The organism is Demequina sediminis (assembly GCF_030296675.1).
GTDB lineage: Bacteria > Actinomycetota > Actinomycetes > Actinomycetales > Demequinaceae > Demequina > Demequina sediminis.
Map to the genome: position 1 here is coordinate 1,375,561 of NZ_AP027736.1, position 23,632 is coordinate 1,399,192.

General features: G+C 69.9%; 22 protein-coding genes, 2 tRNA genes and 4 pseudogenes. 14 read left to right on the forward strand and 14 right to left on the reverse strand.

The genetic code is table 11. The features are described 5' to 3' along the window. Positions 1-12: 12 nt before the first annotated feature. Complete coding sequence (locus QUE44_RS06985) at positions 13-711, reverse strand: DUF4386 domain-containing protein (protein WP_286213800.1); 699 nt, start codon at positions 709-711, stop codon at positions 13-15. Between the two features lie 229 nt (positions 712-940). On the opposite strand from QUE44_RS06985, the pseudogene QUE44_RS06990 reads away from it, so the two are divergent. Both QUE44_RS06990 and QUE44_RS06995 read left to right on the forward strand, forming a co-directional pair. Continuing rightward, positions 941-1,243 (forward strand): annotated as a pseudogene (locus QUE44_RS06990) (TetR/AcrR family transcriptional regulator C-terminal domain-containing protein); the annotation flags it as partial. Between the two features lie 122 nt (positions 1,244-1,365). Further along, a complete protein-coding gene (locus QUE44_RS06995) occupies positions 1,366-1,563 on the forward strand; it encodes a hypothetical protein (RefSeq protein ID WP_286216798.1) in 198 nt (65 codons plus the stop codon). Positions 1,564-1,748: 185 nt separating this feature from the next. On the opposite strand, the gene QUE44_RS07000 is transcribed toward QUE44_RS06995, so the two are convergent. The 3 genes from QUE44_RS07000 to QUE44_RS07010 are packed head-to-tail and all read right to left on the reverse strand — an operon-like array spanning position 1,749 to position 5,150. Continuing rightward, on the reverse strand, positions 1,749-3,932 hold the full coding sequence (locus QUE44_RS07000; protein WP_286213801.1) for an ABC transporter permease: 2,184 nt from the start codon (positions 3,930-3,932) through the stop codon (positions 1,749-1,751). Beyond that, the gene (locus tag QUE44_RS07005; RefSeq protein ID WP_286213802.1) at positions 3,929-4,630 is read right to left on the reverse strand and encodes an ABC transporter ATP-binding protein; all 702 of its coding nucleotides are present in this window, start codon (positions 4,628-4,630) and stop codon (positions 3,929-3,931) included. Before QUE44_RS07005 ends, QUE44_RS07000 begins: the two co-directional genes overlap by 4 nt. After that, the gene (locus QUE44_RS07010; protein WP_286213803.1) at positions 4,623-5,150 is read right to left on the reverse strand and encodes a PadR family transcriptional regulator; all 528 of its coding nucleotides are present in this window, start codon (positions 5,148-5,150) and stop codon (positions 4,623-4,625) included. The genes QUE44_RS07005 and QUE44_RS07010 overlap by 8 nt, the downstream gene beginning before the upstream one ends. Positions 5,151-5,260: 110 nt before the next feature. Here QUE44_RS07010 and QUE44_RS07015 point away from each other — a divergent pair. The 5 genes from QUE44_RS07015 to QUE44_RS07035 all read left to right on the forward strand — a co-directional run bounded on the left by QUE44_RS07015 (position 5,261) and on the right by QUE44_RS07035 (position 10,378). After that, positions 5,261-5,336 (forward strand) — tRNA-Arg (locus QUE44_RS07015). A 197-nt stretch (positions 5,337-5,533) separates the two neighbouring features. After that, positions 5,534-7,090: a Re/Si-specific NAD(P)(+) transhydrogenase subunit alpha gene (locus QUE44_RS07020; protein ID WP_286213804.1), complete on the forward strand. Its 1,557-nt coding sequence runs from the start codon at positions 5,534-5,536 to the stop codon at positions 7,088-7,090. Beyond that, entirely contained in the window at positions 7,087-8,493 is a 1,407-nt protein-coding gene (pntB, locus tag QUE44_RS07025) for a Re/Si-specific NAD(P)(+) transhydrogenase subunit beta (protein ID WP_286213805.1), read from the forward strand. The genes QUE44_RS07020 and pntB overlap by 4 nt, the downstream gene beginning before the upstream one ends. A 67-nt stretch (positions 8,494-8,560) precedes the next feature. Then, positions 8,561-9,160 carry a TetR/AcrR family transcriptional regulator gene (locus tag QUE44_RS07030; protein ID WP_286213806.1) on the forward strand — a complete coding sequence of 200 codons (600 nt, stop codon included), beginning with the start codon at positions 8,561-8,563 and terminating at the stop codon, positions 9,158-9,160. Between the two features lie 108 nt (positions 9,161-9,268). Then, entirely contained in the window at positions 9,269-10,378 is a 1,110-nt protein-coding gene (locus QUE44_RS07035) for an NADH:flavin oxidoreductase/NADH oxidase (RefSeq protein WP_286213807.1), read from the forward strand. Positions 10,379-10,382: 4 nt separating this feature from the next. Here the strand turns inward: QUE44_RS07035 and QUE44_RS07045 are convergent. The 7 genes and pseudogenes from QUE44_RS07045 to QUE44_RS07075 form a co-directional block, all read right to left on the reverse strand. Next, positions 10,383-11,392: pseudogene (locus tag QUE44_RS07045) on the reverse strand (LacI family DNA-binding transcriptional regulator). A gap of 3 nt (positions 11,393-11,395) precedes the next feature. Beyond that, positions 11,396-12,070, reverse strand: a complete 675-nt coding sequence (locus QUE44_RS07050) for an ATP-binding cassette domain-containing protein (RefSeq protein WP_286213809.1) — start codon at positions 12,068-12,070, stop codon at positions 11,396-11,398. Beyond that, complete coding sequence (locus QUE44_RS07055; protein ID WP_286213810.1) at positions 11,998-12,912, reverse strand: ATP-binding cassette domain-containing protein; 915 nt, start codon at positions 12,910-12,912, stop codon at positions 11,998-12,000. The genes QUE44_RS07050 and QUE44_RS07055 overlap by 73 nt, the downstream gene beginning before the upstream one ends. A gap of 55 nt (positions 12,913-12,967) precedes the next feature. Then, entirely contained in the window at positions 12,968-13,495 is a 528-nt protein-coding gene (locus QUE44_RS14070) for a hypothetical protein (protein WP_345379767.1), read from the reverse strand. Positions 13,496-13,786: 291 nt separating this feature from the next. Next, complete coding sequence (locus QUE44_RS07065) at positions 13,787-14,539, reverse strand: hypothetical protein (protein WP_286213812.1); 753 nt, start codon at positions 14,537-14,539, stop codon at positions 13,787-13,789. Continuing rightward, positions 14,536-15,423, reverse strand: a complete 888-nt coding sequence (locus QUE44_RS07070; protein WP_286213813.1) for an ABC transporter ATP-binding protein — start codon at positions 15,421-15,423, stop codon at positions 14,536-14,538. Before QUE44_RS07070 ends, QUE44_RS07065 begins: the two co-directional genes overlap by 4 nt. Beyond that, the gene (locus QUE44_RS07075; protein WP_286213814.1) at positions 15,420-15,776 is read right to left on the reverse strand and encodes a GntR family transcriptional regulator; all 357 of its coding nucleotides are present in this window, start codon (positions 15,774-15,776) and stop codon (positions 15,420-15,422) included. Before QUE44_RS07075 ends, QUE44_RS07070 begins: the two co-directional genes overlap by 4 nt. Positions 15,777-15,956: 180 nt before the next feature. Here QUE44_RS07075 and orn point away from each other — a divergent pair. The 5 genes and pseudogenes from orn (at position 15,957) to QUE44_RS07100 (ending at position 20,687) form a co-directional block, all read left to right on the forward strand. Beyond that, a pseudogene (gene orn / locus QUE44_RS07080) lies at positions 15,957-16,525 on the forward strand (oligoribonuclease). 42 nt (positions 16,526-16,567) lie between these two features. Further along, positions 16,568-16,643, forward strand: a tRNA-His gene (locus QUE44_RS07085). Between the two features lie 791 nt (positions 16,644-17,434). Further along, positions 17,435-18,154, forward strand: a complete 720-nt coding sequence (locus QUE44_RS07090) for a Crp/Fnr family transcriptional regulator (RefSeq protein ID WP_146836310.1) — start codon at positions 17,435-17,437, stop codon at positions 18,152-18,154. 264 nt (positions 18,155-18,418) lie between these two features. Next, a complete protein-coding gene (locus QUE44_RS07095; RefSeq protein ID WP_146836307.1) occupies positions 18,419-18,655 on the forward strand; it encodes a heavy-metal-associated domain-containing protein in 237 nt (78 codons plus the stop codon). 100 nt (positions 18,656-18,755) lie between these two features. Beyond that, positions 18,756-20,687, forward strand: a complete 1,932-nt coding sequence (locus tag QUE44_RS07100; RefSeq protein ID WP_286213818.1) for a heavy metal translocating P-type ATPase — start codon at positions 18,756-18,758, stop codon at positions 20,685-20,687. 313 nt (positions 20,688-21,000) lie between these two features. On the opposite strand, the gene QUE44_RS07110 is transcribed toward QUE44_RS07100, so the two are convergent. After that, on the reverse strand, positions 21,001-21,258 hold the full coding sequence (locus QUE44_RS07110) for a DNA-processing protein DprA (protein WP_350226806.1): 258 nt from the start codon (positions 21,256-21,258) through the stop codon (positions 21,001-21,003). Between QUE44_RS07110 and QUE44_RS07115 the strand changes: the two are divergent. Next, positions 21,237-21,638, forward strand: a pseudogene (locus QUE44_RS07115) (ISL3 family transposase); the annotation flags it as partial. The gene QUE44_RS07110 and the pseudogene QUE44_RS07115 overlap by 22 nt on opposite strands. Here QUE44_RS07115 and QUE44_RS07120 read toward each other — a convergent pair. Next, the gene (locus QUE44_RS07120) at positions 21,635-21,877 is read right to left on the reverse strand and encodes a helix-turn-helix domain-containing protein (RefSeq protein WP_286213819.1); all 243 of its coding nucleotides are present in this window, start codon (positions 21,875-21,877) and stop codon (positions 21,635-21,637) included. The pseudogene QUE44_RS07115 and the gene QUE44_RS07120 overlap by 4 nt on opposite strands. Before the next feature lie 313 nt (positions 21,878-22,190). On the opposite strand from QUE44_RS07120, the gene QUE44_RS07125 reads away from it, so the two are divergent. Then, positions 22,191-22,856, forward strand: a complete 666-nt coding sequence (locus tag QUE44_RS07125; protein ID WP_286213820.1) for a DUF4126 domain-containing protein — start codon at positions 22,191-22,193, stop codon at positions 22,854-22,856. A 17-nt stretch (positions 22,857-22,873) separates the two neighbouring features. Here QUE44_RS07125 and QUE44_RS07130 read toward each other — a convergent pair whose 3' ends face one another. Then, positions 22,874-23,629, reverse strand: a complete 756-nt coding sequence (locus QUE44_RS07130) for an ABC transporter ATP-binding protein (protein ID WP_433997161.1) — start codon at positions 23,627-23,629, stop codon at positions 22,874-22,876. Positions 23,630-23,632 lie beyond the last annotated feature (3 nt).

Sequence of the window (23,632 nt, forward strand, 5' to 3'; positions counted from 1 at the left end):
GCGCGGGCCTACTTACCAGGAGGCACGGGGAGAGGCGGGAGCGGTCTGGCGCTCCTGCTCCGGGGCACCCAAGCGCAGGCCCCTGATGAGCAGCGTCAGGGCGAGCGCAATCTCCCACGCGAAGATGGGGACGGCCGCCAGGCCGCGAAGCGTCGACGTGTCCGCCTGCCATCCGGCCAGCACCGCGACGTTGGACACCGTCACCAGCACCGCCCCCGCGACGCCGAGCACGGGGATCCACGCCGGGATCGCGCGCAGCCTCCCGAGGGTCACGGCGAGGAGCACCGTGTGGACGCCGACCAGCAGCCCTGGCCCCACCGTGAAGGCCGCCGAGTACAGCTCGCGCAGGGCGAGGGCCGCGCCGGCGCCGTCGGCACCCGATCCGCGCAGCGCCACCACCCCCAGCACGGCGGCAGCGCCGACGAGGATCGTGGCGGCCTCCGCCGTGCGAAGCAGTGCATAGCCCGCGGATGCCGCGGGGGCGTGGCGGCGCAGCAGCGCGAGCAGTGTCGCGCCGGTCGCGACGACCGCGGCGGCGAGCACGACGTCGAGCAGGGCGCCCAGCACCTGGGCACCCGACCCGCCCTCGGCGGCCAGCCACGAGTCGTCGGTGAGGAGCGGGCCGTAGAGCAGCACGGCCCCCACGGAAGTCACGTGGGTGAAGAGGTACGACGCGCCGGCGATCGCGGCGAGACGGCGAGAACGGGTCATGCGGGGGCTCCAGTCCGTGCGAGGTGTACGGCGTACACCTTCTGGGCCAACGCTAGGGTGTATGGCGTACACCGTCAAGAGTCACGCGGGAGGCACCATGGGGGACGATGCTCGAGTCGCCCGCGGCGCACGAGTGTCCGGCGGCGCGCGGCGGGCCACCCTGACGAGCGCCGTGGTGGTGAGGGAGGCGATTGCGCTCGCCGACGCGCACGGCCTCGACGCGCTCAGCATGCGGTCGCTCGCCGACCGACTGGGCGTGGTGCCGATGGCGCTGTACAAGCACGTGCGTGACAAGGACGCCCTGCTCGATCGCATGGTGGACGCGATCCTGGCCGAGCTCCCCGCCGCCGCCCCCGCGGGATCACCCGTGCGGTGGCAGGACGCCGTTCGCGAGCGCATCCTCGGCACGCGCGCCGCGCTCCATCGTCATCCGTGGGCGTGGCGCGCGCTCGAGACCAGGACCGCACCCAGCCCCGCGATGCTCGATCACCTCGAGTCCGTGATCACGATCCTGCGGGACGGCGGCCTCGACGCCTCCCTCACGCACCACGCGATGCACGCGCTCGGCAGCCGCGTGTGGGGCTTCACTCAGGAGCTCGCGCCCTCTCCCCTCCGCCCGCGGACCCCGCCGTGCGGACCGCGATGCTCGAAGCGATGGCGTCGCGCTGGCCGCGGGTGCTGGAATCCGCGATGGCGGCCAGGCACGACCCGGGCACCGCGGTGGGGCCGTCGTGCGACGACGATGCGGAGTTCGCCTTCGCGATCGACGTCCTGCTCGACGGCATCGCGCTCCGGCACGCCGCGGGCTGGACTCCGCCGCCCGCTGCGGGCCCCCGCCCTACCCCTGCGTGACGACTCAACCCCTGTCGCCGCCTCCCTCACGGAGCGGCTCATCGCCTGCGGCACCGAGGCCTGCTCCTCGACCCGCGTGATGAGCATGACGACCTCTCCGATCTGGCTCGAGGACTCGCCCAGCTTCGCCACCGTCGCGCGCGCGGCGCCGCTCTTGTGCCGTCCCCATCGGCCGCGCCGGCCTCCTACTCGAAGCGCGTCGTCTCCACCTCCGTCGCCTTGCGCACGAGCCCGAAGGAGCCGATCAGGGCGACGCCAGCGAGCGCGACAGCGCCCAGCATCGCGATCCAGTAGCGCGCGTCGGGCCACGAGACCGTGAGCCCGTTGCCGAGCGTCTCGATCATCACCCAGGCCACGAGGAAGCCCAGTCCCGCGGAGACGGCGAGGGTCGCGCCGAGCGGAACCGCCGCCTCGGTCGCGACGGTGGCGCGCAGCTGTGACACCGGCATACCCGACAGGCGCAGCAGCCCAAACGTGCGCCGCCTGTCGATCGCCGCGGCGACCGTCGACACCGTGAGCGACAGGGCCGAGATCCCGATCGCGATCGCCATGCCGATGTACGCCATGACGCTCAGTTCCTGCGTGACCTCGAGGGAACCGCTCGCCGCGAACTGCGCGCGAGAGGTGGGCGGCAGGCTCGACGGGTTGGCGAGCATGATCGCGGTGTGGGCACGCGCCATGGCGGCCTGCGATCCGTCTGTCACCGCGACGAGCAACGCCGGCTCGAGGCCGTCCTCCCTGGTGGTGGGCTCGGGAGCCGCGACGGCATCGGCATCGGTGAGCCCCGTGCCCGCCGCGATCATCTCGAGGGCGTCCACCAGCACCGCGGAAGCGTCGGGCACGTCCACGGCGCCGATGGCGCGCGCGTCCTCGGGCGACAGCACCACCCGATTGTCGTCGGCCACGGCGGCGCGATGGCCCACGACGACCGTCTCCACGCCCGAGACCCGGGCGACCGCGCCCTGCACGGCCGCGGCATCGGCCCCCTCATCCAGCCATGCGATGACGGCGCCGTCGTCGAGCGCGCCAGGCTCGGGGCCCGGCTCGCCGATGCGTTCGATCGCGCTCGCGGCTCCCGCGAAGGTGCTGACGATGAACACGGCGACCACCAGTCCGGACACGGCACGAAAGGTCGCTCGCGGATGGCGAGACAGGCGGCCGGCCGCCACGACGCCGGTCGCGGAACTCGTCGCCCTGCCGAACGCGGCGCTCACCACGCGGGTCAGCCAGGGACCCGCGAACACGATGCCGAGCGCGACCACGACGAATCCACCGAACATGCCGACCATGACGAGCTCGGATCCGAGGACCCCGGCCTGCGCGCCGAGGGCCGAGAGCGCGTAGACCGCGAGGCCTGCCGCGAGCGGCACGGCACGCCACGCGCTTGCCTTCTTTTCCGCCCGCTCCCGCACCGCGCCCGGCGCACCCACGTCGTCGCGATACGTGCGCCACCATGCGGTCAGCGCGGCGAGCAGCGTCACCCCCGCGACCACGCCGATGGCGAGCGCGGGCGTGGGCGCAAGGTCCGCGGTGAAGGACGTCGCGCCGTTGATCGGGATGCGCGCCGCGAGCGGCCCCAGCCCCGCGGCGACCGCGAGTCCCGCGAGCGCGCCCAACCCGGCCGCGACGGCCATCTCCAGCGCGGACACCGCGGCAATGGCCCTGCGGCCCGCGCCGATCAGGCGCACAGTCGCAAACCGGTCGCGCCGCTCGGCCGCACCCAGCTGCGACACGATCGACACCAGCAGGATGATCGGCACCAGAATCGACACGGCGCCGATCGCAAGGATGAACCGATACGTGAGCGAGGCCGCCCTGCCACCCGTCTGCGTGAACTCCTCTTGGAGCACCGCCGACGGGTCAGACGCGAGCACGTCCCACTCCGCCCCCGTGAGGGCGACCAGCTGGCTGGGACCCTGCAGCGTCGAGTCGGGTAGGAGGCCGATCAGCGTGCCATAGCGGTCGCTCCACTGGTCCGCGGGCACCGCCGCGAGACGCTCCGCGAGCGCGGGCGACGCGTAGAACTCGCCCGGCGCGGGTGGGGTGATGCCGCCGGGGAAGGCGACCTGCGTGTCGGGGGTCGACGCCACCGCCACGAGCGTCACGAAGTCGAGACCGTTGACATCCGTCGCGAATGTCGTGAGCACCGTGGAATCCGTGGGCGCAGGATCCTCGGGTCGGTCCGCGTCCCACGGCGTGGCCGGCGCGGCCCATGCGATGCGGTCGTCCCGCGCGGGCATGTGCGTGTAGGCACCCACGAGCACCAGCAGCATGCCCACACCGAGCGCGACGCCCGCGCTGATCGCCGCGAGGCGGCGCACGGAGGACGCGGTGCCGAGCAGCAGCAAGCGCGCCGCGGCGGGCTTCATGACCGCCCCACGAGTGCCGAGCCCGAGAGCCGACCGTCGCGCACGATGACCTCACGGTCCGCATACGCGGCCGTGCGCGGGTCGTGGGTGATGAGGAGCACCGTGGTGCGCGCCTCCCGCACCACGTCGAGCATCGTCTCGAGCACGGACTCCGCCGCCACGGAGTCGAGCGATCCCGTGGGCTCGTCGGCGAACAGCACCGTGGGACGGGTCGCGAGGGCGCGGGCGATCGCGACGCGCTGCGCCTGGCCTCCCGACATCTGGCCGGGGAACTTGTCTCCCTGATCGCCCAGGCCCAGCCGCTCGAGCCACGCGTAGGACTCGGCGCGTGCGGCCCGTCGGGAGGCGCCCCCCATGAGCAGGGGCAGCGCGACGTTGTCGACCGCGGTGAGGTCGGGCAGCAACTGCCCGAACTGGAACACGAAGCCGATCTCCTTGAGCCGCAACCGCGCCCTGGCGTCAGCATCGAGCCGACCGAGCTCCGTGCCGTTGATGGTCACGTCACCCGCATCGGGCGTGAGGACACCCGCGAGGCAGTGGATCAGGGTCGACTTCCCGGAGCCGGAGGGTCCCATGACGGCGACCACCTCGCCCCTGTCGATGTCGAGGTCGATGCCGCGCAGCGCCTCGGTGGGCCCGAAGCTCTTGCGCAGGCCGGTGGCCCTGATGAGGGGCGCGGTGGTGGCGAGGTCAGCCATCAGCGGACAGCTCCTTCTTCATGTCGGTGAGGCGCGCGCTGGTCGCGTCGATCCAGCGGAGGTCGGCCTCGATCTGAAACAGCGCGTGGTCGATCGCGAGCCGCTCGAGGAGCGGCGCGGAGTGCTTGAGGGTGGTGAGCTCGCGCATGCGCGCCAGGTGGGCGGCGCGCTGCACGTCGAGCAGCTGGTCGGCGTTGTCATCGAGCATGAGCGCGAGCACCGTCTTGGCGAACAGGTTGGACGCGAGCGCGGGCGAGGGCACGTCGGGGGTGCGCAGCCAGTCCTCAAGATGGCGGCGACCCTCCGCCGTCACCTCGTAGCGCTTGCGCGCCGGCCCGGCCCCCGCCTCCTCGCCGAGGGCGACGATCAGCCCGTCCCTGATCATCCGCGCGAGCGCGGCGTAGATCTGCCCGAACGCGATGCGCCGCCCCGCGAAGACGCGGTCGTAGCGCTGCTTGAGGTCGTATCCGTAGGTCGGCCCCTCGGCGATGAGCCCCAACAGGGCGGGTGACGTGTCCATGCCGCGACTATACGCTCGGTGTATAGCACGCCGTCCATGGGGGGATCCCCTGATATTTCGCCCGTGAGGGACCGCCGCCACTACCCTGGTGTCCGCGGCCTTCGTCGCCGGCCCTCGTAGCTCAATGGATAGAGCAACGGCCTTCTAATCCGTAGGTTGCAGGTTCGAGTCCTGCCGGGGGCGCCACCACACCCGCTCACCCGGGCCCTTCGGACCAGAGGGGTCCCTGATGCGCTCGGCTAGAGTGCGAGCGGGCGAACACCCCGGCAGCTCGGCGGTCTCGCGACCGCCTCTCGCCGGGCCGTTCGTTTGCCACGGCCCCCGCCCGTCGCCCCGTGCGGCTGGCCCCGACCGGTGCCCCCGGGCGCAGAAGTGGAAGAACCATGCGGATAGGTGTCCCCGCGGAGACGCGCGCGGGCGAGCGGCTGGTCGCGGCGAGTCCCGCCTCCGTCGCCGGACTCATCAAGCTGGGCTACGACGTCACCGTCGAGTCGAGCGCAGGCACACAGGCGAGCTTCCTCGACGAGCAGTACGTGGCAGCGGGCGCCACGCTCGGCGACGCGGCGGCCGCGTGGAGCGCCGACATCGTGACGTGCGTCAACTCGCCGGCCGATGCCGACGTCGCACGCCTCACGACGGGCGCCACGCTCGTGTCGATGATGTCCCCCCAATCGAACCCCGCGCTGGTCGAGGCGCTCAACGCACGCTCGGTCACGGCGCTCGCCCTCGACGCGGTCCCGCGCATCTCGCGCGCGCAGGCGATCGACGTGCTCAGCACGCTCTCGAACGTCGCGGGCTACCGCGCGGTCATCGAGGCGGCCGAGCAGTACGGCGGCATGTTCACCGGACAGGTGACCGCGGCGGGAAAGACCGCCCCCGCGACCGTCTTCATTATCGGTGCCGGCGTCGCCGGCCTCGCGGCGATCGGCGCGGCCTCGAGCCTGGGCGCCCAGGTGCGCGCGTTCGACGTGCGTCCCGAGGTGGCCGAGCAGATCGAGTCGATGGGCGGCGTCTTCGTCTCCGCCCCCGAGGCGCAGCAGGAGGTGAGCGCGGACGGCTACGCCAAGCCGCTCACCCAGGAGCAGCAGGACGCCGCGATGCGCGTCTATGCGGCCGAGGCCGCCAAGGCGGACGTGGTCATCACGACGGCGCTCGTGCGCGGCACGGCCCCCACCACGATCACCGCGGAGATGGTCGCCGGCATGCGTCCCGGCTCGGTCGTGGTCGACCTCGCCGCCTCGGGAGGCGGCAACTGCGAACTCACCGTGCCCGGCGAGGTGGTCACCAGCGACAACGGCGTGACGATCGTGGGCTACACCGACCTCACGAGCCGCATGCCGCGCCACACCTCGCAGCTGTTCGGCACCAACATCGTTCACCTCATGGCCCTGCTCACCCCCGCCAAGGACGGCGTGCTCGCGCTCGACCTCGACGACCAGGTGCAGCGCGGCATGACCGTCGCGCACGCTGGCGAGATCCTGTGGCCGCCGCCGCCCGTGGCCGTGTCGGCGGCACCCGCCGCACCGCAGGGCCCCTCCGAGGAGGAGCTCGTGGCGCAGGCCCTTGCCGCGCACGAATCGGCACAGCGCAAGGCCCGCCGCCGCAGCATCGGCTATGGCCTGGGCGCGGTCGCGGCCCTGCTGCTGCTGTCCGTCGCGGACTCCGCCACGGTCCAGCACCTCACGGTGTTCGCGCTCGCGGTGATCGTGGGCTTCTACGTGATCTCCAACGTCAAGCACTCCCTGCACACGCCGCTCATGTCGCAGACCAACGCGATCTCGGGAATCATCCTCGTGGGCGCGCTCCTGCAGATCGGCTCGTCGAACGCCGTGGTGTCCACGCTCGCATTCATCGCGGCTGCCGTCGCCAGCATCAACATCTTCGGAGGATTCCTGGTGACCTACCGGATGCTCGGGATGTTCAGGAAGGACGCGCCATGACCCTCACCTCCCTCGCGCAGGCCACCTATGTGGTCGCCGCCGTGCTCTTCGTGCTCTCCCTCGCCGGACTGTCGAAGCAGGAGACCGCGCGCCGCGGCAACATGCTCGGCATGGTGGGCATGGTGCTCGCCCTCGCGGCCACCGTGGTGCTCGCTCTCGACGTGTCCGAGCGCTCGGTGCTGGTCACCGCGCTCCTCATCGCGTGCGTCTTCGCGATCGGGGCGAGCGTGGGCATCTGGAGGGCCCGCACGGTCGAGATGACCCAGATGCCCGAGCTCATCGCGATCCTGCACAGCTTCGTGGGCCTCGCGGCGGTGCTCGTGGGCGTCAACTCTCACCTCACGGAGAGCGCCGATGCCGTGCACCAGGTCGAGGTGTTCCTCGGCATCTTCATCGGCGCGGTGACGTTCACCGGCTCGATCGTCGCGTACCTCAAGCTGTCCGCGAAGATCAAGTCGAACCCGCTCATGCTGCCCGGTCGTAACCTGCTCAACCTGGGCGCGATCCTCGCCAGCGCAGGACTGCTCGCGTGGTACCTCGCGAGCCACAGCATCGTCCCGCTGCTCCTCATGACCGTGATCGCACTGGCGCTCGGCGTCCACCTCGTGGCCGCGATCGGCGGCGGCGACATGCCCGTGGTCGTGTCGATGCTCAACTCGTACTCGGGATGGGCGGCGGCCGCCGCCGGCCTCATGCTGAGCAACGACCTCCTGATCGTCACGGGTGCGCTCGTCGGCTCGTCGGGTGCGATCCTGTCCTACCTCATGTGCAAGGCCATGAACCGCGCGTTCCTCTCGGTGATCCTGGGAGGATTCGGCGCCGAGGGCGGCAAGGCCGCTGCGGCGGGTCCGGAGGGTGAGCACCGCGAGGTCAGCGCCACCGAGGTCGCCGACATGCTCGCGGCCGCGCGCTCCGTGGTGATCGTGCCCGGCTATGGCATGGCCGTCGCGAAGGCCCAGTACCCCGTCGCGGATCTGGTCGACAAGTTGCGCGCCCACGGGGTCACCGTGCGCTTCGGCGTCCACCCCGTCGCCGGCCGCCTGCCCGGCCACATGAACGTGCTGCTCGCGGAGGCCCGCGTGCCGTACGACATCGTGCTCGAGATGGACGAGATCAACGACGACTTCCCCGAGACTGACGTCGTGCTCGTCATCGGCGCGAACGACGTCGTGAACCCCTCCGCACTCGAGGACCCGGGCTCGCCGCTCGCCGGAATGCCCGTGCTCGAGGTGTGGAAGGCGGCCCAGTGCATCGTGTTCAAGCGCTCGATGGCCACCGGCTACGCCGGGGTGCAGAACCCGCTGTTCTTCCGCGAGAACTCGGCGATGCTGTTCGGCGACGCCAAGACCCAGGTCGAGGAGATCCTCACCGCCCTGCGCGTCGGCGAGGGAGCATCGGCCTGACCGGCGTCGTGCCGCCACTGGAACGATGTTTTCCCTCGTGGCGGCGCGACGCCGATAGGATCACCCGGTGACCAACGACCCGCGCTTCACCCGCAGCGCGGATGCCCTCGCGGCGGCGGTGCTTGCGCTCGCGGCGGAGCGCCCGATCGAGCGCATCTCGGTCACCGAGATCGCACGGCATGCGCGGGTGACCCGCGCGACGTTCTACAACCATGCGACGTCGCCGTCGATGCTGCTCACGCGCACGCTTGAGGCCGAGCTCGACCGGATCAGGAGCGACTTCCTCGAGGAGGTCACAGCCGACCCCGGCGAGGTCGAGCGCATCTGGCGGGACTCCGAGCTCTCGCTGGTCCAGCACCTGCTCGCCCACGCCGCGGTGTACCGGTGCGGGCTGGCGCCCGCCGAGGGCGCTCACGGCTCCGTGCTTGCGGCGCTGCTCGCGTCGCACCTCGAGGGAGGGCTGCTCGCGTATGCCGATGCCTCGGGCATGCGTGCCGCCGGTTCCGACCTGGTGCGCCTGGAGATGGCCGCCGCGTTCGTGAGCCAGGGCACCGTGGGCGCGCTGCGGGCGTGGCTGCTGAGCCCCGAGCCTCACGATCCACACTTCGCGGTCGACACCATCGTGGGCTTCATCCCCGCGATGTGGTTCGCGCTCGCGCGCGACTGACGCGGCCGCGGACTCCCTCCCGCGGAATCTCCCAGGACCCTGGGGTGTTGCTGACCTCGCGGAGGAACGCGACGATGCACCCCGTCCCCCTAGCTGTAAGGAAGCTTGATGACGTCTGCCCTGTTCTCTCCCCTCGCGATCCGCTCCGTCACGACCCGCAACCGCCTGTGGGTGAGCCCGCTGTGCCAGTACTCGTGCGAGGACAGGGACGGCACGCCGAACGACTGGCACCTGGTGCACCTCGGCTCCTTCGCGCGCGGCGGCGCTGGCCTGGTGATGAGCGAGGCGACGGCGGTGCTGCCCGAGGGCCGCATCTCGCCGTGGGACACAGGCATCTGGAACGACGCGCAGCGCGACGCGTGGGCGCGCATCGTCGACTTCATTCACGGCCAGGGGGCCGTCGCGGCGATCCAGCTCGCGCACGCGGGACGCAAGGCGTCCACGTACCGCGAGTGGAGCGGCGAGGGCACCGTGCCCGCCGCCGAGGGTGGCTGGGACACCGTCGCACCCTCCGCGGTGGCCTTCGACGGCTACGCCGCTCCCACCGCGCTCGATGAGGACGGCATCGCCGCCGTGATCGACGCGTTCGGCGAGGCCGCGCGACGGTCGCTCGAGGCGGGCTTCGACGTGCTGGAGGTCCACGCCGCTCACGGCTATCTGCTCCACCAGTTCCTGTCCCCGCTGTCGAACACCCGCGAGGACCGCTGGGGAGCGGGCCTCGTGGGACGCGCGCGACTGCTCCTGCACGTGGTGCGCAAGGTGCGTGCGGTCGCGGGCGATCAGGTGCCCGTCCTCGTGCGCGTGTCCGCGACCGATTGGCTCGAGCCCGAGGGGTGGACGCTCGACGACACGGTGACGGTCTCGCAGTGGCTGCGCGAGGCAGGTGCCGACCTCGTGGACACCTCGACTGGCGGGCTGGTCCCCGGCGTGCGGATTCCCACCGGCCTCGGCTATCAGGTCGCGCACGCGAGCGCGATTCGCGAGCGCTCCGGAATCGCGGCGACCGCGGTCGGGCAGATCGTCGAGGCGCGCCAGGCGGAGAGCATCATCGCGTCGGGTCAGGCGGATGCCGTGTTCGTCGGCAGGGAGTTCATGCGGGACCCGCACCTGCCGCTGCGCGCCGCGCACGAGCTGGGCGTCGAGATCGACTACTGGCCCGCGCAGTACCGGCGTGCCTCGTTCTCCGCGCGCCCGAGCATCGTCGCCGACGAGGACTGATGCGCTAGGCGGGCCGCGTCGACTCGCGTACCACCAGGTGCGTGGGCAGCGGCGTGTCCGTGGTCTCGCCGTCGGTGTCCTCGAGGGCGACGAGTACCTTCTGCATGATCGTGCGTCCCAGCGCCTCGAAGTCCTGGCGCACGGTCGTGAGCGGGGGTAGAGGAATCCCGCCTCGGGGATGTCGTCGAATCCCACGATGCTGATGTCGTGCGGCACGCGCAGCCCACGCTGCCTCAGGGCAGACATCAGCCCGATCGACATCTGGTCGTTGCCCACGAAGACGGCATCGCCCGACACGATGTCGAGCTCCATCCCGATCGCGTGGCCGCTCGCAGCGGTCCAGTCACCGTGGGTGGGCTCGACCGTCTCGAGCCGCCCCGCGGCGAGCTCATCGCGCCAGCCGCGCACGCGCTCGGTCGCGTCAGGGGCGTGCGCGGGACCCGCGACGTGGAGGATGCGCGCGTGGCCGAGCTCGGCGAGGTGGCGCACCGCGGTGCGCGCTCCCCTGTACTGGTCGATCGAGACGATGCGCGGGCCCCGGCGCTGCGTCGAGGCGGCGGCGACGACGGGGATGGCCACGTCGAGTCCTCGCACCACCTCGAGAGCGGCGGCCTCGGCGACGATCACCACCACCGCGTCGACCCGCTGGCGCAGCAGGCCCTCGATGGCCGACCTCACGGCGGTCGGGTCTCCGCCCGCGGTGCTCACCGCGTCGACGCTGTAGCGCGCCTCGCGCGCCGCGAGGTTGAAGTGCATCGCGATCGACGCGGGTCCATAGTCGACGTTGTTCGGGGTGATGAGGCCGATGGTCCGGGTGCGGCGGGTGACGAGCGCGCGGGCCGCCGGCGACGGGCTGTAGTGCAGCTGGGCGATCGCCTGCTCGACGCGCTCCTTGGTCGCCGGGCGCACGTTGGGCAGCCCGTTGAGCACGCGCGAGACGGTCTGATGAGACACTCCCGCGAGGCGCGCGACGTCAAAGATGTTCGCGGCGCGGGCGCTCTTCTCATTCGCCACGTGCTACTCCTGATCCTCGTCGGGCTGCGCGACCAGGGCGAGAAGCGCGGCGCTGGACATCTCCCCTGCCGCGACCGTATCGACGATTCTGCCGTCCCGTAGGACCGCCACGCGGTCGCCCACGCGCAGCACCTCCTCGAGCTCCGCGGAGATGAACATCACGGACATGCCGTTGTCGGCAAGCTCGCCCACCAGATTCTGGATCTCGACCTTGGCGCCCACGTCGATGCCGCGCGTGGGCTCGTCGAGCACGAGCACGCGAGGCGACAGCGCGAGGAGCCTCGCGAGCAGCACCTTCTGCTGGTTGCCGCCCGAGAGCGTGCCCACGGGCCGATCGAGGTCGGCCGGGCGGATGCCGAGCGCATCGACCCAACTCGCCGCGAGCTCTCGCCTGCTCGCCGGCGGGATGCGGCGGAACACCCCGCGCTCGGACTGCAGCGCGAGCGTGATGTTGTCGAGGATGCTGAGCTCCGCCACGATCCCGTCGCGCTGCCTGTTCTCCGACGAGTACACGACGCCGAGCGACATCGCGCGGCGCGGCGAGTCGAGGCTCACGTCCGTCTGCTCGATGCGGATGATGCCCGCCTCAGCCTTCGTCACTCCCGTCAGGGCACGGGCGAGCGACGTGCGCCCCGAGCCCAGCAGTCCCGCGACGCCCAGCACCTCGCCCTCGCCCATGTCGACGTCCGCGTCCCTGATGCCGTGGCCGCCCGTGAGCCCGCGCGCGTGCAGGACCACGGAGGCCGCCGGCTCGGCGGCCTCGACGCGGTCGCGAGAGCGGTGCTCGGCGGCCTTGCGGCCGAGCATCTTCTCGACCAGGTCGATCCGCAGCAGCTCGTTCGTGAGGTACTCCCCACGAACTCGCCGTCGCGCAGCACCGTGAGGCGATCGCAGACCTCGTAGACCTGGTCAAGGAAGTGCGACACGAAGAGGATCGCGACGCCTCGCGACTTCAGCTCGCGGATGATCCGGAACAGCTCGGCGACCTCGTCGAGGTCGAGGCTCGACGTGGGCTCGTCGAGCACGAGCACCTTGACGTCGACGGACAGCGCGCGGGCGATCGACACCAGCTGCTGCACCGCGAGCGAGTGCGTGCCGAGCGTCGACGCCGGGTCGATGTCGAGGCCCAGCTCCGCGAGGATCTCGCGCGCGTGGGCCTGCATGCGCTTGGCGCTGATGACTCCGCCGCGTCGCTGTTCGCGGCCGAGCCCGATGTTCTCCGCGACGGAGAGGTTGGGCAGGAGCTCGACCTCCTGGTAGACCGTGCTGATGCCCGCTCGCTGCGCCTCGTACGGCGTCGCGAAGGTCACTAGTTCGCCGTCGAGTCGAAGCTCGCCCTCGTTCAGCGGAAGCACGCCCGTGATGGCCTTGATGAGGGTCGACTTGCCCGCACCGTTCTCTCCCATGAGGGAGTGCACCTCGCCGGGGAACAGCCGGAAGCTGACGTTGTTCAACGCCGCATCGACACCGAAGCGCACCGTCGCGCCGGTGAGCTCCAGCAAAGGCCGCACCTCGTCCACGCCCCCATTATCAGGGCGAAGACGAGGTGCGGCGTGCAACCCGGCGGAAGAGTCCCTAACGGCGTCCCTCCGCACGGGCCACAATCGCCCGCTGCACGACGATGAAGAGCAGCAGGAGAGCTCCCACGATGATCTGCATCCACGACTGCTCGGCACCCATGAACGAGATGATGGTCTTGATGGTGCCGTACACGAACACACCCACCATCGAGCCCAGCACGTATCCGCGGCCACCCGTGAGCAGCGTGCCGCCGATCACGACCGCGGCGATCGCGTCGACGCCCTGGTTGATGAAGCTGCGCACCGCGGCGATCTGTGCGGCGGGGTCGTTGTCCGCCGCGTTGAAGATCAGCTCGAAGCCGTTCTCCTCGGAGAACGCGGCCTTCATCGACTCGGTGTTGGCCGAACGCCAGCCGCTCTCGGAGCCGGTCTGGGCGAAGCCAACGGTGATGGTCTCTTCAGTTCCGCCGCCGCCCGCAGCCGGCGACTCGGACGAGCCCGGGTCCGCATCCGTCGAGCAGGCCGTCAGCGCGAACGCCGCTGCGCCTGCCAGCGCGATGGTGGAAAGGAAACGCTTGTTCATTTCTCAGAACCTCCCTGTTCTGGTCCGGCGACACTGCCGGGTCGAGCGCATAGCCCCGCGGCACCGGGAACGGTGCCGTGTGATGAATATTAGCGCTCACAATTGCCCGTCCCGCAACCCGCTCTCGGTCACGGTTGTGTAACGGAGGCCTGGTGCGGCACGGTACCAGCCACCTCAGGCCTGCTGCACGGGCTGCCGGAATGTGAGTGTTCACTTTCCGAGAATGGCCGATGCCCGGGTGGGGTGACACTGCCGCGTCACCTCACCCGGGCATCGGCCCGCGTCACGTACTCAGCTTCGGATGGATGCCCGCCGCAACAGAAGATGCCCCACGAGGGCGAATACCCCGGCGAGCGCGACCGCCCATCCCGACAGCTCGACGAGAGACGAGCCCTCGAAGAAGCGGCCCACCGCGCCCCACGCATCCGCGCGCGTCACGAGGTAGATCGCGCCGATCAGCACCACGCCGAGCGCCCCAAAGAAGAGCAGCATGCCGGTCGAGCCCCACCTCACGTACACGGAGGCCACGGCGGCGCCGAGCATGGCCATGAACGTGATCGCGGCGGCATACGCGAGCGCCACCTGCCACAACGGGACCTCGAGCAGGAAGAAGGGCGAGAAGAAGCGACCGCCGACTCCCCACCCATCCGTCGCGCGCTCGATGGCCGCCAGGAGCGTCATCCCCAACGAGTAGAGCACCGCCATCGCGAGGAAGAAGAGCACCGTGCCGAGGTAGTAGTCACGCCGGGTCGCGCTCAGGCCCACCGCGAAGCGGAACGTCTGGTTCATCGCGATGGTCGCCGCGACCATCATGTAGAACACGATCCACGCCGCGCCGCCGTTGTACTGGAACGCGTCGGGCTCGAGAGAGCCCTCGTCGGCCACGCTCGTCACGATCCACCAGATCGCGAGGTTCATTCCGAAGATCGCGAGCGTGATGAGCCACGGGGTGACGAGCGTCGCGACGGGGTTGGCGGCGTGGATGCGCGCGCCGTTGAGGATGCGCCGCGACGCGGGCATCGCGGGTGCGAGCGTGGCACTCATGCGGAGACCTCCTGCGCCTGGTCGCCGCGCGTGCGGCTCACCACGAGTTCCTGCAGGGACACGGGAGCAAGCTCGAGACCCGCGGCGAGAGCCTCGGCGCGGTCCGCCTCGCTGATGCCGTCGACGGTCGCCGACGCGATCCCTCCCACCCAGTCGCGGCGCAGCACGGATCTTCCCTCGACGAAGGCGTCGACCTGCGACGCCCTGCCCACGACGCTCACGGCGCTGCCGCGGAGGTCCTCGGCCTCGGCGTCGATGACCACCCGACCAGAGTCGATCACCACGACGCGATCGAGCAGCCGCGAGGCCTCGTCGATGAGGTGGGTCGACATCACGACGGTCCGCGGGTTCTTCGCGTAGTCGTCGAGGAGGAGGTCGTAGAACAGCTGCCTGGCGACGGCGTCGAGTCCCGCATACGGCTCGTCGAAGAGCGTGAGCGGCGCGCGGGAGGCGAGCCCGACGATCACACCGATCGCGGAGCGCTGCCCGCGCGAGAGCTTCTTCATGCGCCGGTCGAGCGGCACGCCGAACTCCCTGACGAGCCGGCGCGCGTAGGGCTCGTCCCAGTCCGCATATGCCCACGACGCGGCACGCAGCACGTGGCCGCCCTTGAACGTGTCGGGATAGGTCTGAGACTCCTTGACCAGGCACGTGCGGCCCAGCACCGCGGCATTCTCGAGCGGTCGCTCGCCGAAGACGCGGATCTCGCCGGCGCTGGCGAACTCCTGGCCGGTGACCAGCTGGAGCAGGGTGGTCTTTCCCGCGCCGTTGCGGCCCAGGAGGCCGCACACGCTGCCCTCCTCGACCGCGAAGCTGACATCGTCGACGGCGCACACCGCACCGTATGTCCTACTCAGGCGCTCGGCCTCGATGATGGCGGTCAAGTGGCCGCCTCCTTCCTGATCATGTCCACAACCTGCCCCTGTGTCAGGCCCAGCGTCGCGGCCCGCTCGACGAGCGGACGGACGTAGGCATCTCGAAACTCGTCGCGCCTCGCGGCCAGCAGCCGCTCGCGCGCGCCGCCCGCCACGAACATCCCGATGCCGCGGCGCTTGTACAGCACGCCGGAGTCCACCAACAGGTTCACCCCCTTGAGCGCGGTCGCCGGGTTGATCCGGTGAAAGGCCGCGAGCTCGTTGATGGACGGCACCTGGGACTCCTCCGGCATCGAGCCGTCGAGGATGCGCGCCTCGAGCTGCTCGGCGATCTGCTGAAAGATCGGTCGGCCGTCGTCCACGCGCTCCCCCTCTCGTGTCGTGTGAGGCTCGCCGCACGGACGCGGCGACCACCCTGGTTAGTTACTTCACCAACTAACCAACCATGCCGGCCCCTCCGTGTCAACCCCGGCATCGTTCCCGCGGGCCGTCGGTAAGGTGGGGGCCATGACGGACACCCCCTCGTGTGGATCGATTGCGAGATGACAGGCCTCGACATCAGCAAGGACGCGCTCATCGAGGTCGCGTGCTTGGTGACGGACTCGGAGCTCAACGTGTTGGGCGACGGCGTCTCCGTGGTCATCAAGCCCTCCCCGAGGCCCTCGACGGGATGGGCGACTTCGTGCGCCACATGCACGTCGAGTCGGGCCTGCTGCCCGAGCTCGACGGCGGCATGACGATGGCCGAGGCGCAGGAGCGCGTGCTCGAATACGTGCGCGCGCACGTCCCGGTCGCCGGCAAGTCGCCGCTCGCTGGCAACACCGTGGGCATGGACCGGATGTTCCTCGACCGCGACATGCCCGAGCTCGTGGGCCACCTGCACTATCGCGTGGTCGACGTCAGCTCGATCAAGGAGCTCGTGCGCCGCTGGTACCCGCGGGTGTTCTTCCAGGCCCCGGCCAAGACCGGCGGCCACCGCGCGCTGGGCGACATCCGCGACTCGATCACCGAGCTGCGGTACTACCGCGAGACCGTGCTCGCCCCCTCGCCGGGCCCCGACTCCGAGCAGGCCAAGGCGGCCGCGGCGCGCGTGTCCGCTCCAACCCCGTAGACCGGGTACACTACTTCGTGGCTCTTCGCGCAAGGGCCGATGGTGGCTATAGCTCAGCTGGTAGAGCACCGCGTTGTGGTCGCGGGGGCCGCGGGTTCAAGTCCCGTTAGCCACCCCAAACGGGTCAGGTGTGAACTTGCGACCAAGGGTCCGCCCTTGGTCGCGGTTCGCGCCTGGCCCATTTTCTTTGCCTCGGCGGCCCAGCTCAGGGCGTCGGCGTGGAGGCCGGGGACGCTCAGCCCGTCGTACGGGTTCCGGTAGCCGACGCAGACGTCGTTGTCCTCGTCTATGTAGATCGCCCTGAACAGTGCCTGGTTGCACAGCCTGCGGTTCGCGGCGTCGGCGTGCTCGTAGATGTCGGCGGCGTTCGACAGCAGCTTCAGCGAGTCGTCGAGGTTCGCCCGCGCGTCGGCGTAGTGGCCGTGGTGAGCGTTGATCCGATGCTCGATGGTCTCCAACGACGAAGTGATCCGGTCCTGCTCCTTCTTGAGCAGGTTGAGCGGGATCGCCCCGGCGTAGTGAGCCTGGAGCAGCTTGTGCTGCTCGCCTTCGAGCTGGGTTCGTCGTGTCGCCAGGTCGGTGAGTTCGGCGGCACCTTCGGCCATCATCTCGTCGAACCTGGCATGGAGCATGGCCGAGACCGCCTGCGTCGTTTCGGGGTCGAGCTAGACCTTGGCGTAGAAGCGTTCGATGAGGTGTTCGACCTGCTCGATGAGCATCGCCTGCCGGGTGCAGTCACCTCTGCCACCATGCCGGCTGGCGCACACGAAGTGGTCAAGTCCCGTGACGACTGCCTGCACGTGCTTGCGGGGACCCGCGCCGCGTGGCGTCCGGCTGATCCGGGGCCTGCTCTAGCCTTGAGACAGACGAAAGGGGGCCGAGGTGGCACAGAGACGAAGCACACCCTTGGTGGTCCCCACCGCCGACCCTCATGTCTGCACACCGGGCGTGCGGTTGCGGATGCTGGCACGTGTGCCGTTGTTCGCGGACCTGGACGTTCACGATATCGCCCAGGTCGATCGGCGCTGTCAGGCTCATGCCTTTGAGGCTGGAGCGGTCGTGTATCACGCCGGAGCATCGGCGACAAGGATGTATGTCGTGGCCACGGGGGCTGTCAAGGCGGTACGCCCAGCCCTCGATGGCCGCGAGACGATCCTCGACCTGTGCGCTCCGGGCGACTTCCTCGGCGCTGTTCCCGCGTTGGGCGAGGACGTCTACTCAGACACCGCCTGGGCGGTCTCCGCCTCGTGCCTGTTGGGCCTAGAGGCTCATGACTTCGACGCGATCATGGAGAGGTTCCCCGCCGTGGCCAGGGCCACCCTCAGGGGTGTCTCCCGCAGGTTGAGCCAGGCACAACAGGCGGTCCATCTGTTGGCGGGCGCACCGTTGGAGCAGCGCCTAGCGGCCATGCTGCTGCTGATCGCGGACAAGATGGGCCGCCCCTGGGACGGCGGCACCCTGCTCGATGTGCCGCTGACACGTGAGGATTTGGCCTCGATGACCGGCGCTGCGCCTGAGTCGGTCAGCCGGCTGTTGAGCGGGTGGCGACGAGAGGGCCTGATCGACTCGGGCCGACGATGGATCGCCGTGCGCGACCCCAAGGCCCTCCACTCGCTGCGCGACGCCTGACCATCTCCGGTCGGACACCCGACCCTTCTCATGCACAACTGAGGTCAGTGCGGCTGCACGCGTGGGTGCGCGTGGATGGAGAACCCTCCGCCGACCGAGCGGTCTCAGACGACTCGCCGAGTTCACCCGGAGCACGATGAACCCGATCCTGGGAGGAATCTGCGGTTACTTGATCTGCGTCATGGTGACCCTGCCGGACCGTTCGTAGCGTCATGAGTACCAGCCCAACTCCGGGCGGAACCGTCATCGAAAGGGATGATGATCATGACGACGAACGCTTCTTCCACACGCACCGTCCTGCGGGCCGAGGGCTTCTCCTGCCCCTCGTGCGTGGCCAAGATCGAGAAGCAGGTGGGGCGCTTGGACGGCGTGTCGGCGGTGAAGGTGCACTTCGCCTCGGCTCGCATTGAGGTCGACCACGATCCGGCGCTGGCGAGCGTCGAGGACTTGGTGGCTGCGGTGGCCAAGGCCGGCTACGTGGCACGACCGGCCACCTTCTAGCCCAGCCCTGATCCCGAAGTCGGCGCCTACGGATACCCCTGGGCGCCGACACCCATCGATCCGAAGTGAACCGCCACCCAAGAACGCGAAGGAAACCACCATGAGAACACTGACCGCACTCCTGCACCGCCGCTGGGCGATCCCCGGCGTCTCGGGACTGCTAATCGTCGTCTCTATCCTGGCCCAGCGGCTGTTCGACCAGCAGCTCCTCGTGAATGCGCTGATGGTGGCTGCGGCAGCCGTTGCAGGCACCCCCATCGTCATCAAGGCCACCCGCGCCCTGCTCACTCGCGCGATCGGGATCGACCTGCTGGTCAGCGTAGCCGCGATCGGAGCGATCATCATCGGCGAGTACTGGGAGGCTGCGGCCGTCACCTTCCTGTTCGCCGTCGGCCACGCACTAGAAGCGGCCACGCTGAACAAGACACGTTCAGCATTGGCCGAGCTGGTGGCCGTTGCTCCCGATGCGGCGGTCGTGCTGCGGGACGGCCATCAGGTCGAAGTCCCTGCCAATGAGGTCGCGATGGGCGAGATCGTGCTGGTCAAGAACGGCGCCAAGGTCCCCGTCGACGGCGAGGTCGTGGCCGGCACCGGGAGCATCGACGAGGCCTCGATCACCGGCGAATCGATCCCGGTGGAGAAGTCCGAGGCCGATCACGTCTTCGCCGGCACCGTCTCCCGTAGCGGCTTCTTGCAGGTGCTTGCCACCGGCGTCGGTGCCGACACCACCCTGGCCAGGATCATCCACCGGGTCGAGGAGGCCCAGGACGCCAAGGCCCGCACCGCCCAATTCATGGACCGCTTCTCAGCCTGGTACACCCCCGCCATCATGGTCGGCGCACTCGCCGTCGGCCTGATCACCTCCGACGTCGTGCTGGCGCTGACCCTGCTGGTCATCGGTTGCCCCGGCGCCCTGGTGATCTCCATCCCGGTCTCGATCGTCGCCGGGATCGGCCGCGCCGCCCGGGACGGCATCCTCATCAAGGGCGGGGAGTTCCTGGAGACCTCAGCCAAGATCGACACCGTCGCGGTCGATAAGACCGGGACCCTTACCGAAGGCCGACCCCAGCTCACCGACGTCATCGTGCTCAATCCAGCCCTCGACCGCACCGGCGTCCTGCGATGGGCCGCGCTCGCCGAGGCCGGCTCCGAACACCCCCTCGCCCGCCCGATCCTGGACGCCGCGGCCGACGCCGGCGTCGCCCCGGTCGGGCTCGCCGACCACACCGAGCCCGTGCCCGGCAAGGGCATCGCCGCCACCGCCGGCCAGCACCGGGTCCTGATCGGCAACGCCGCGCTGCTGGAGCACTACGACCTTCCTGACACCCTCCAAGCAACCCGCGTCGCCGAAGAACTCGCCGCCGCCGGGCAGACACCGATGATCGTCGCCATCGACGACACCGTCGCAGGCGTCATTGCCGTCGCCGACGCTCTGCGGACCGATGCCGCAGCGATGGTCGACCGCCTGCACCACTCTGGCGTGCGCACCGTCGTCATGCTCACCGGCGACGCCCCCGAGGTCGCCCACGCCGTGGCCACCGCGACCGGCATCGACGAGGTCCACGCCGGTCTGCTGCCCGAGGACAAACTCGACGCCGTCGCCGCTCTGCAACGCCGCGGACACACCGTGGCTATGGTCGGCGACGGCGTCAACGATGCCCCCGCCCTGGCCACCGCCAACATCGGTGTAGCCATGGGCGCCGCCGGATCAGCCGTCGCCGTCGAGACCGCCGACATCGCCCTCATGGGCGACGACCTGCTCAAACTCCCCGAAGCGATATCGCTGGCCAAACGCACCGTCAACAACATGCGCCAGAACATCACCATCGCCATGATCACCGTCACCCTGTTGCTCGTCGGCGTCCTCTTCGGCGGCGTCACAATGGCTATCGGCATGCTCGTCCACGAAGCATCCGTCCTCATCGTCATCATCAACGCCATGCGCCTCCTACGCCGACGGGCCCGACAGCCAGCGCCGAGGTTCGCTACTTCCTGCGTTGCTACACGCCGAGCAACATCCTGCTCGATCTGATCCGCACGAGGAAGGGACTGAAGTGGGGCGTCCCCGCGATGCTCCTTGCCGGTCCCTACCTGGCCATCGCCCTCTGGTGCACCACCCTCATCGAGAACGGCGGCCCGGGATGGCTCCACCTTGTAGTCCTGCTCTGCATCTGGAACGCTCTCAAGATGCTGGGCACCGGCCCTGCGAGCGTCGTTCTCCTCACGAAGGCTCGCGCCCGTGAGCACCGCGCGCAGCGGCAGGAACCGTCCGATGTGCCACTGCGCGAGCTCACTCGGAGCTCTCGCTGAGTCCAGCGTCAGGCAGCCAGTGCCGGACCTGCGCGCTACAGCGTGCGTGTCGGACCAAGCGAAGGTGGGCGGACCTCCATGTCGAGTCGCTCTCGTGGCACCTGGCCTGGTTCAACCAGACTCGCGAGGTCCGATGTATCCGCCACCAGGGTTGCGATGCCATCGCGCAGCAAACGATGCGGCCCAACGCTCGCGGCACTCGTGACCGGGCCAGGGACGGCTCCGACACGTCGGCCGAGTTCGGCGGCTCGCTGGGCAACCACCAGTGAACCTGACCGACCGCCAGTGGGCACGCCTGGACGCCCTGTTCGACGACGACGCCCATGCTGAGGTCGAGGTCACCTGGACCGCCTACCAGCGCATCATCACCGCCTACCGTCACCCCGACCGCGCGACCGCGGAGCGCGACTTCACGGCACTCATCGAGTCGCTTCGCACCGGCGTGCCGGCCGCGCTGGTCGAGCTTCGCAGGCTCGGCCGGACCCTGAGCCATCGCGCCGCCGACGTCCTGGCGTACTTCGACCGGCCAGCGACCTCAAACGGGCCCACAGAGGCCATCAACGGCCGACTCGAGTACCTCCGCGGATCCGCCCTGGGGTTCCGAAACCTCACCCACTACATCGCGAGATCGCTACTCGAGACCGGAGGCTTCAGGCCACTCCTACAGCCCTAAATGCGAAGAGCCCTTATTCGCACCTGCTTACGGTCGACTCCGAGCGTGCGGGCGATCGCGCGCATCGAGATGCCACCGCTGTGCAGCTTCATTGCCTCTGCGGCTTCCTCGATTGTGAGGCCGTGCTGACGTCGCACGACGTTGGTTCGGGTGAGGTGCTTCGAAACGGTTGCGCGATGCACACCATACTTTTTAGCCAGGTATCCGACACTGAGACCAGCGAGGTAGTCGTCGATCAAGCGGTCTACTTCAGCGGGGGTGAGAATGGTTTGAGGTTTCCCAATCCTCCTGACACAGGGCCCTCGCACGTCTTGAATCGGGGCGCTACCGACCCGCTGAGACACCCGGTATGTCCCTCTTTTCCAGCGGGAAATCAACGATTCTAGCTTCGGGGTGGGGTTTGAGAACTGTCTACGCAGGCACCCCAGTCGAAGGCCCCCGGCGTCACTCACGCCGGGGGCCTTTCGCTTGCCGTGCGGACTATCCTTGCCAGGGTGCCGCATCGCGGCGAGACGCCACCGAGCCGCGACGCGGCGAATCCGAGGAGGTCACGTGTTCGCAGCCCTGACCGGAATGGGCCTGTCCGCGGCCGCCGGCCTCAATGCGTTCATCCCGTTGGTGATGGTGGGGCTCTTCGCTCGCTTCACCGACTTCATCGTGCTTCCCGAGCACCTGGACTGGCTCCAGTCGTGGCCCGCGATCATCATCGGGTTGGTGCTGCTCGCGGCGGAGCTCGTGCTCGACAAGATCCCTGGCGTCGACCACATCAACGACCTCATCCAGTCGCTCATCCGGCCCCTCGTGGGCGGCGTCATCTTCGCGGCGACCGCGGCCGCGCAGGTGATCGACCAGAGCAACTTCTGGCAGGACAACCCCCTGATCGCGGGAATCGTGGGCGCGGTCATTGCCGCCGGCGTCCACACGGCGAAGTCGGCGTCCCGGCCCGCGGTCAACGCCGCGACGGCTGGCACCGGCGCCCCCGTGGCCTCGTTCGCCGAGGACGCGACCGCGGTGGGGCTCAGCCTCATCGCGATCTTCGTGCCGATCCTGGTGATCGTGGTGCTCGTGGCGATGGGAGCGGTCTTCTACAGGATCGTCACTACCGGCCGCCGACGCCGCAGGCGTCGCGCGCAGCTCGAGGCGGAGGAGCGTGCCGAGCGGGAGGAACGCGCCGCCGCCGGCATCAAGACGCCATGGTGGCGGGGCCGCTGGCGGTAGCGTCGCCGGGGGACTCGTCAGGCCGCGGTCTCCTCGCCGAAATCGGCAAGGAAGTCCGCCACGAAGGCGTTCGCCGGTGCCCCCTTGACCTCGTCGGGAGTGCCGAGCTGCTCGAGCACGCCCCCGGTCGACAGCACCGCGATGCGGTCCGCAAGGAGCATCGCCTCGCGCATGTCGTGGGTCACCATCACCACGGTGGTGCCGAGGTCGCGCTGGAGCGCCTGGAACTCTCGCTGAAGGCGCCGCCTGCCCTGGGGATCGACCGCACCAAAGGGCTCGTCCATGAGCAACACCGGGGGCCGCGTGGCGAGGGCGCGCGCCACGCCCACGCGCTGGCGCTCGCCTCCCGACAGCTCATGGGGGTAGCGATCGGCATACGTGTCGCCATGGAGCCCGACCAGCTCGAGGAGTTCCGCGACGCGAGCGCGCGTGCGCGCCTTGTCCCACTTGAGCAGCCGGGGCACCGTCGCGACGTTCTGCGCGACCGTCCGGTGCGGGAACAGTCCCACGTGCTGAATGACGTAGCCGATCCCTCGACGCAGCTCGACCGGGTCCTGCCCCATGACATCCACGCCGCCCACGGAGATCACTCCGCCGGACGGCTCGACCAGCCGATTGATCATGCGCAGCGTGGTCGACTTGCCGCAGCCGGACGGCCCCACGAGCGCGAGCACCTCGCCGCCGCGGATCTCGAGGTCGAGGCGATCGACCGCGACGGTGCCGTCGGGATAGGTCTTGCGCACGCCGTCGAGCCGGATCTCGGTGGTGTCCATCGA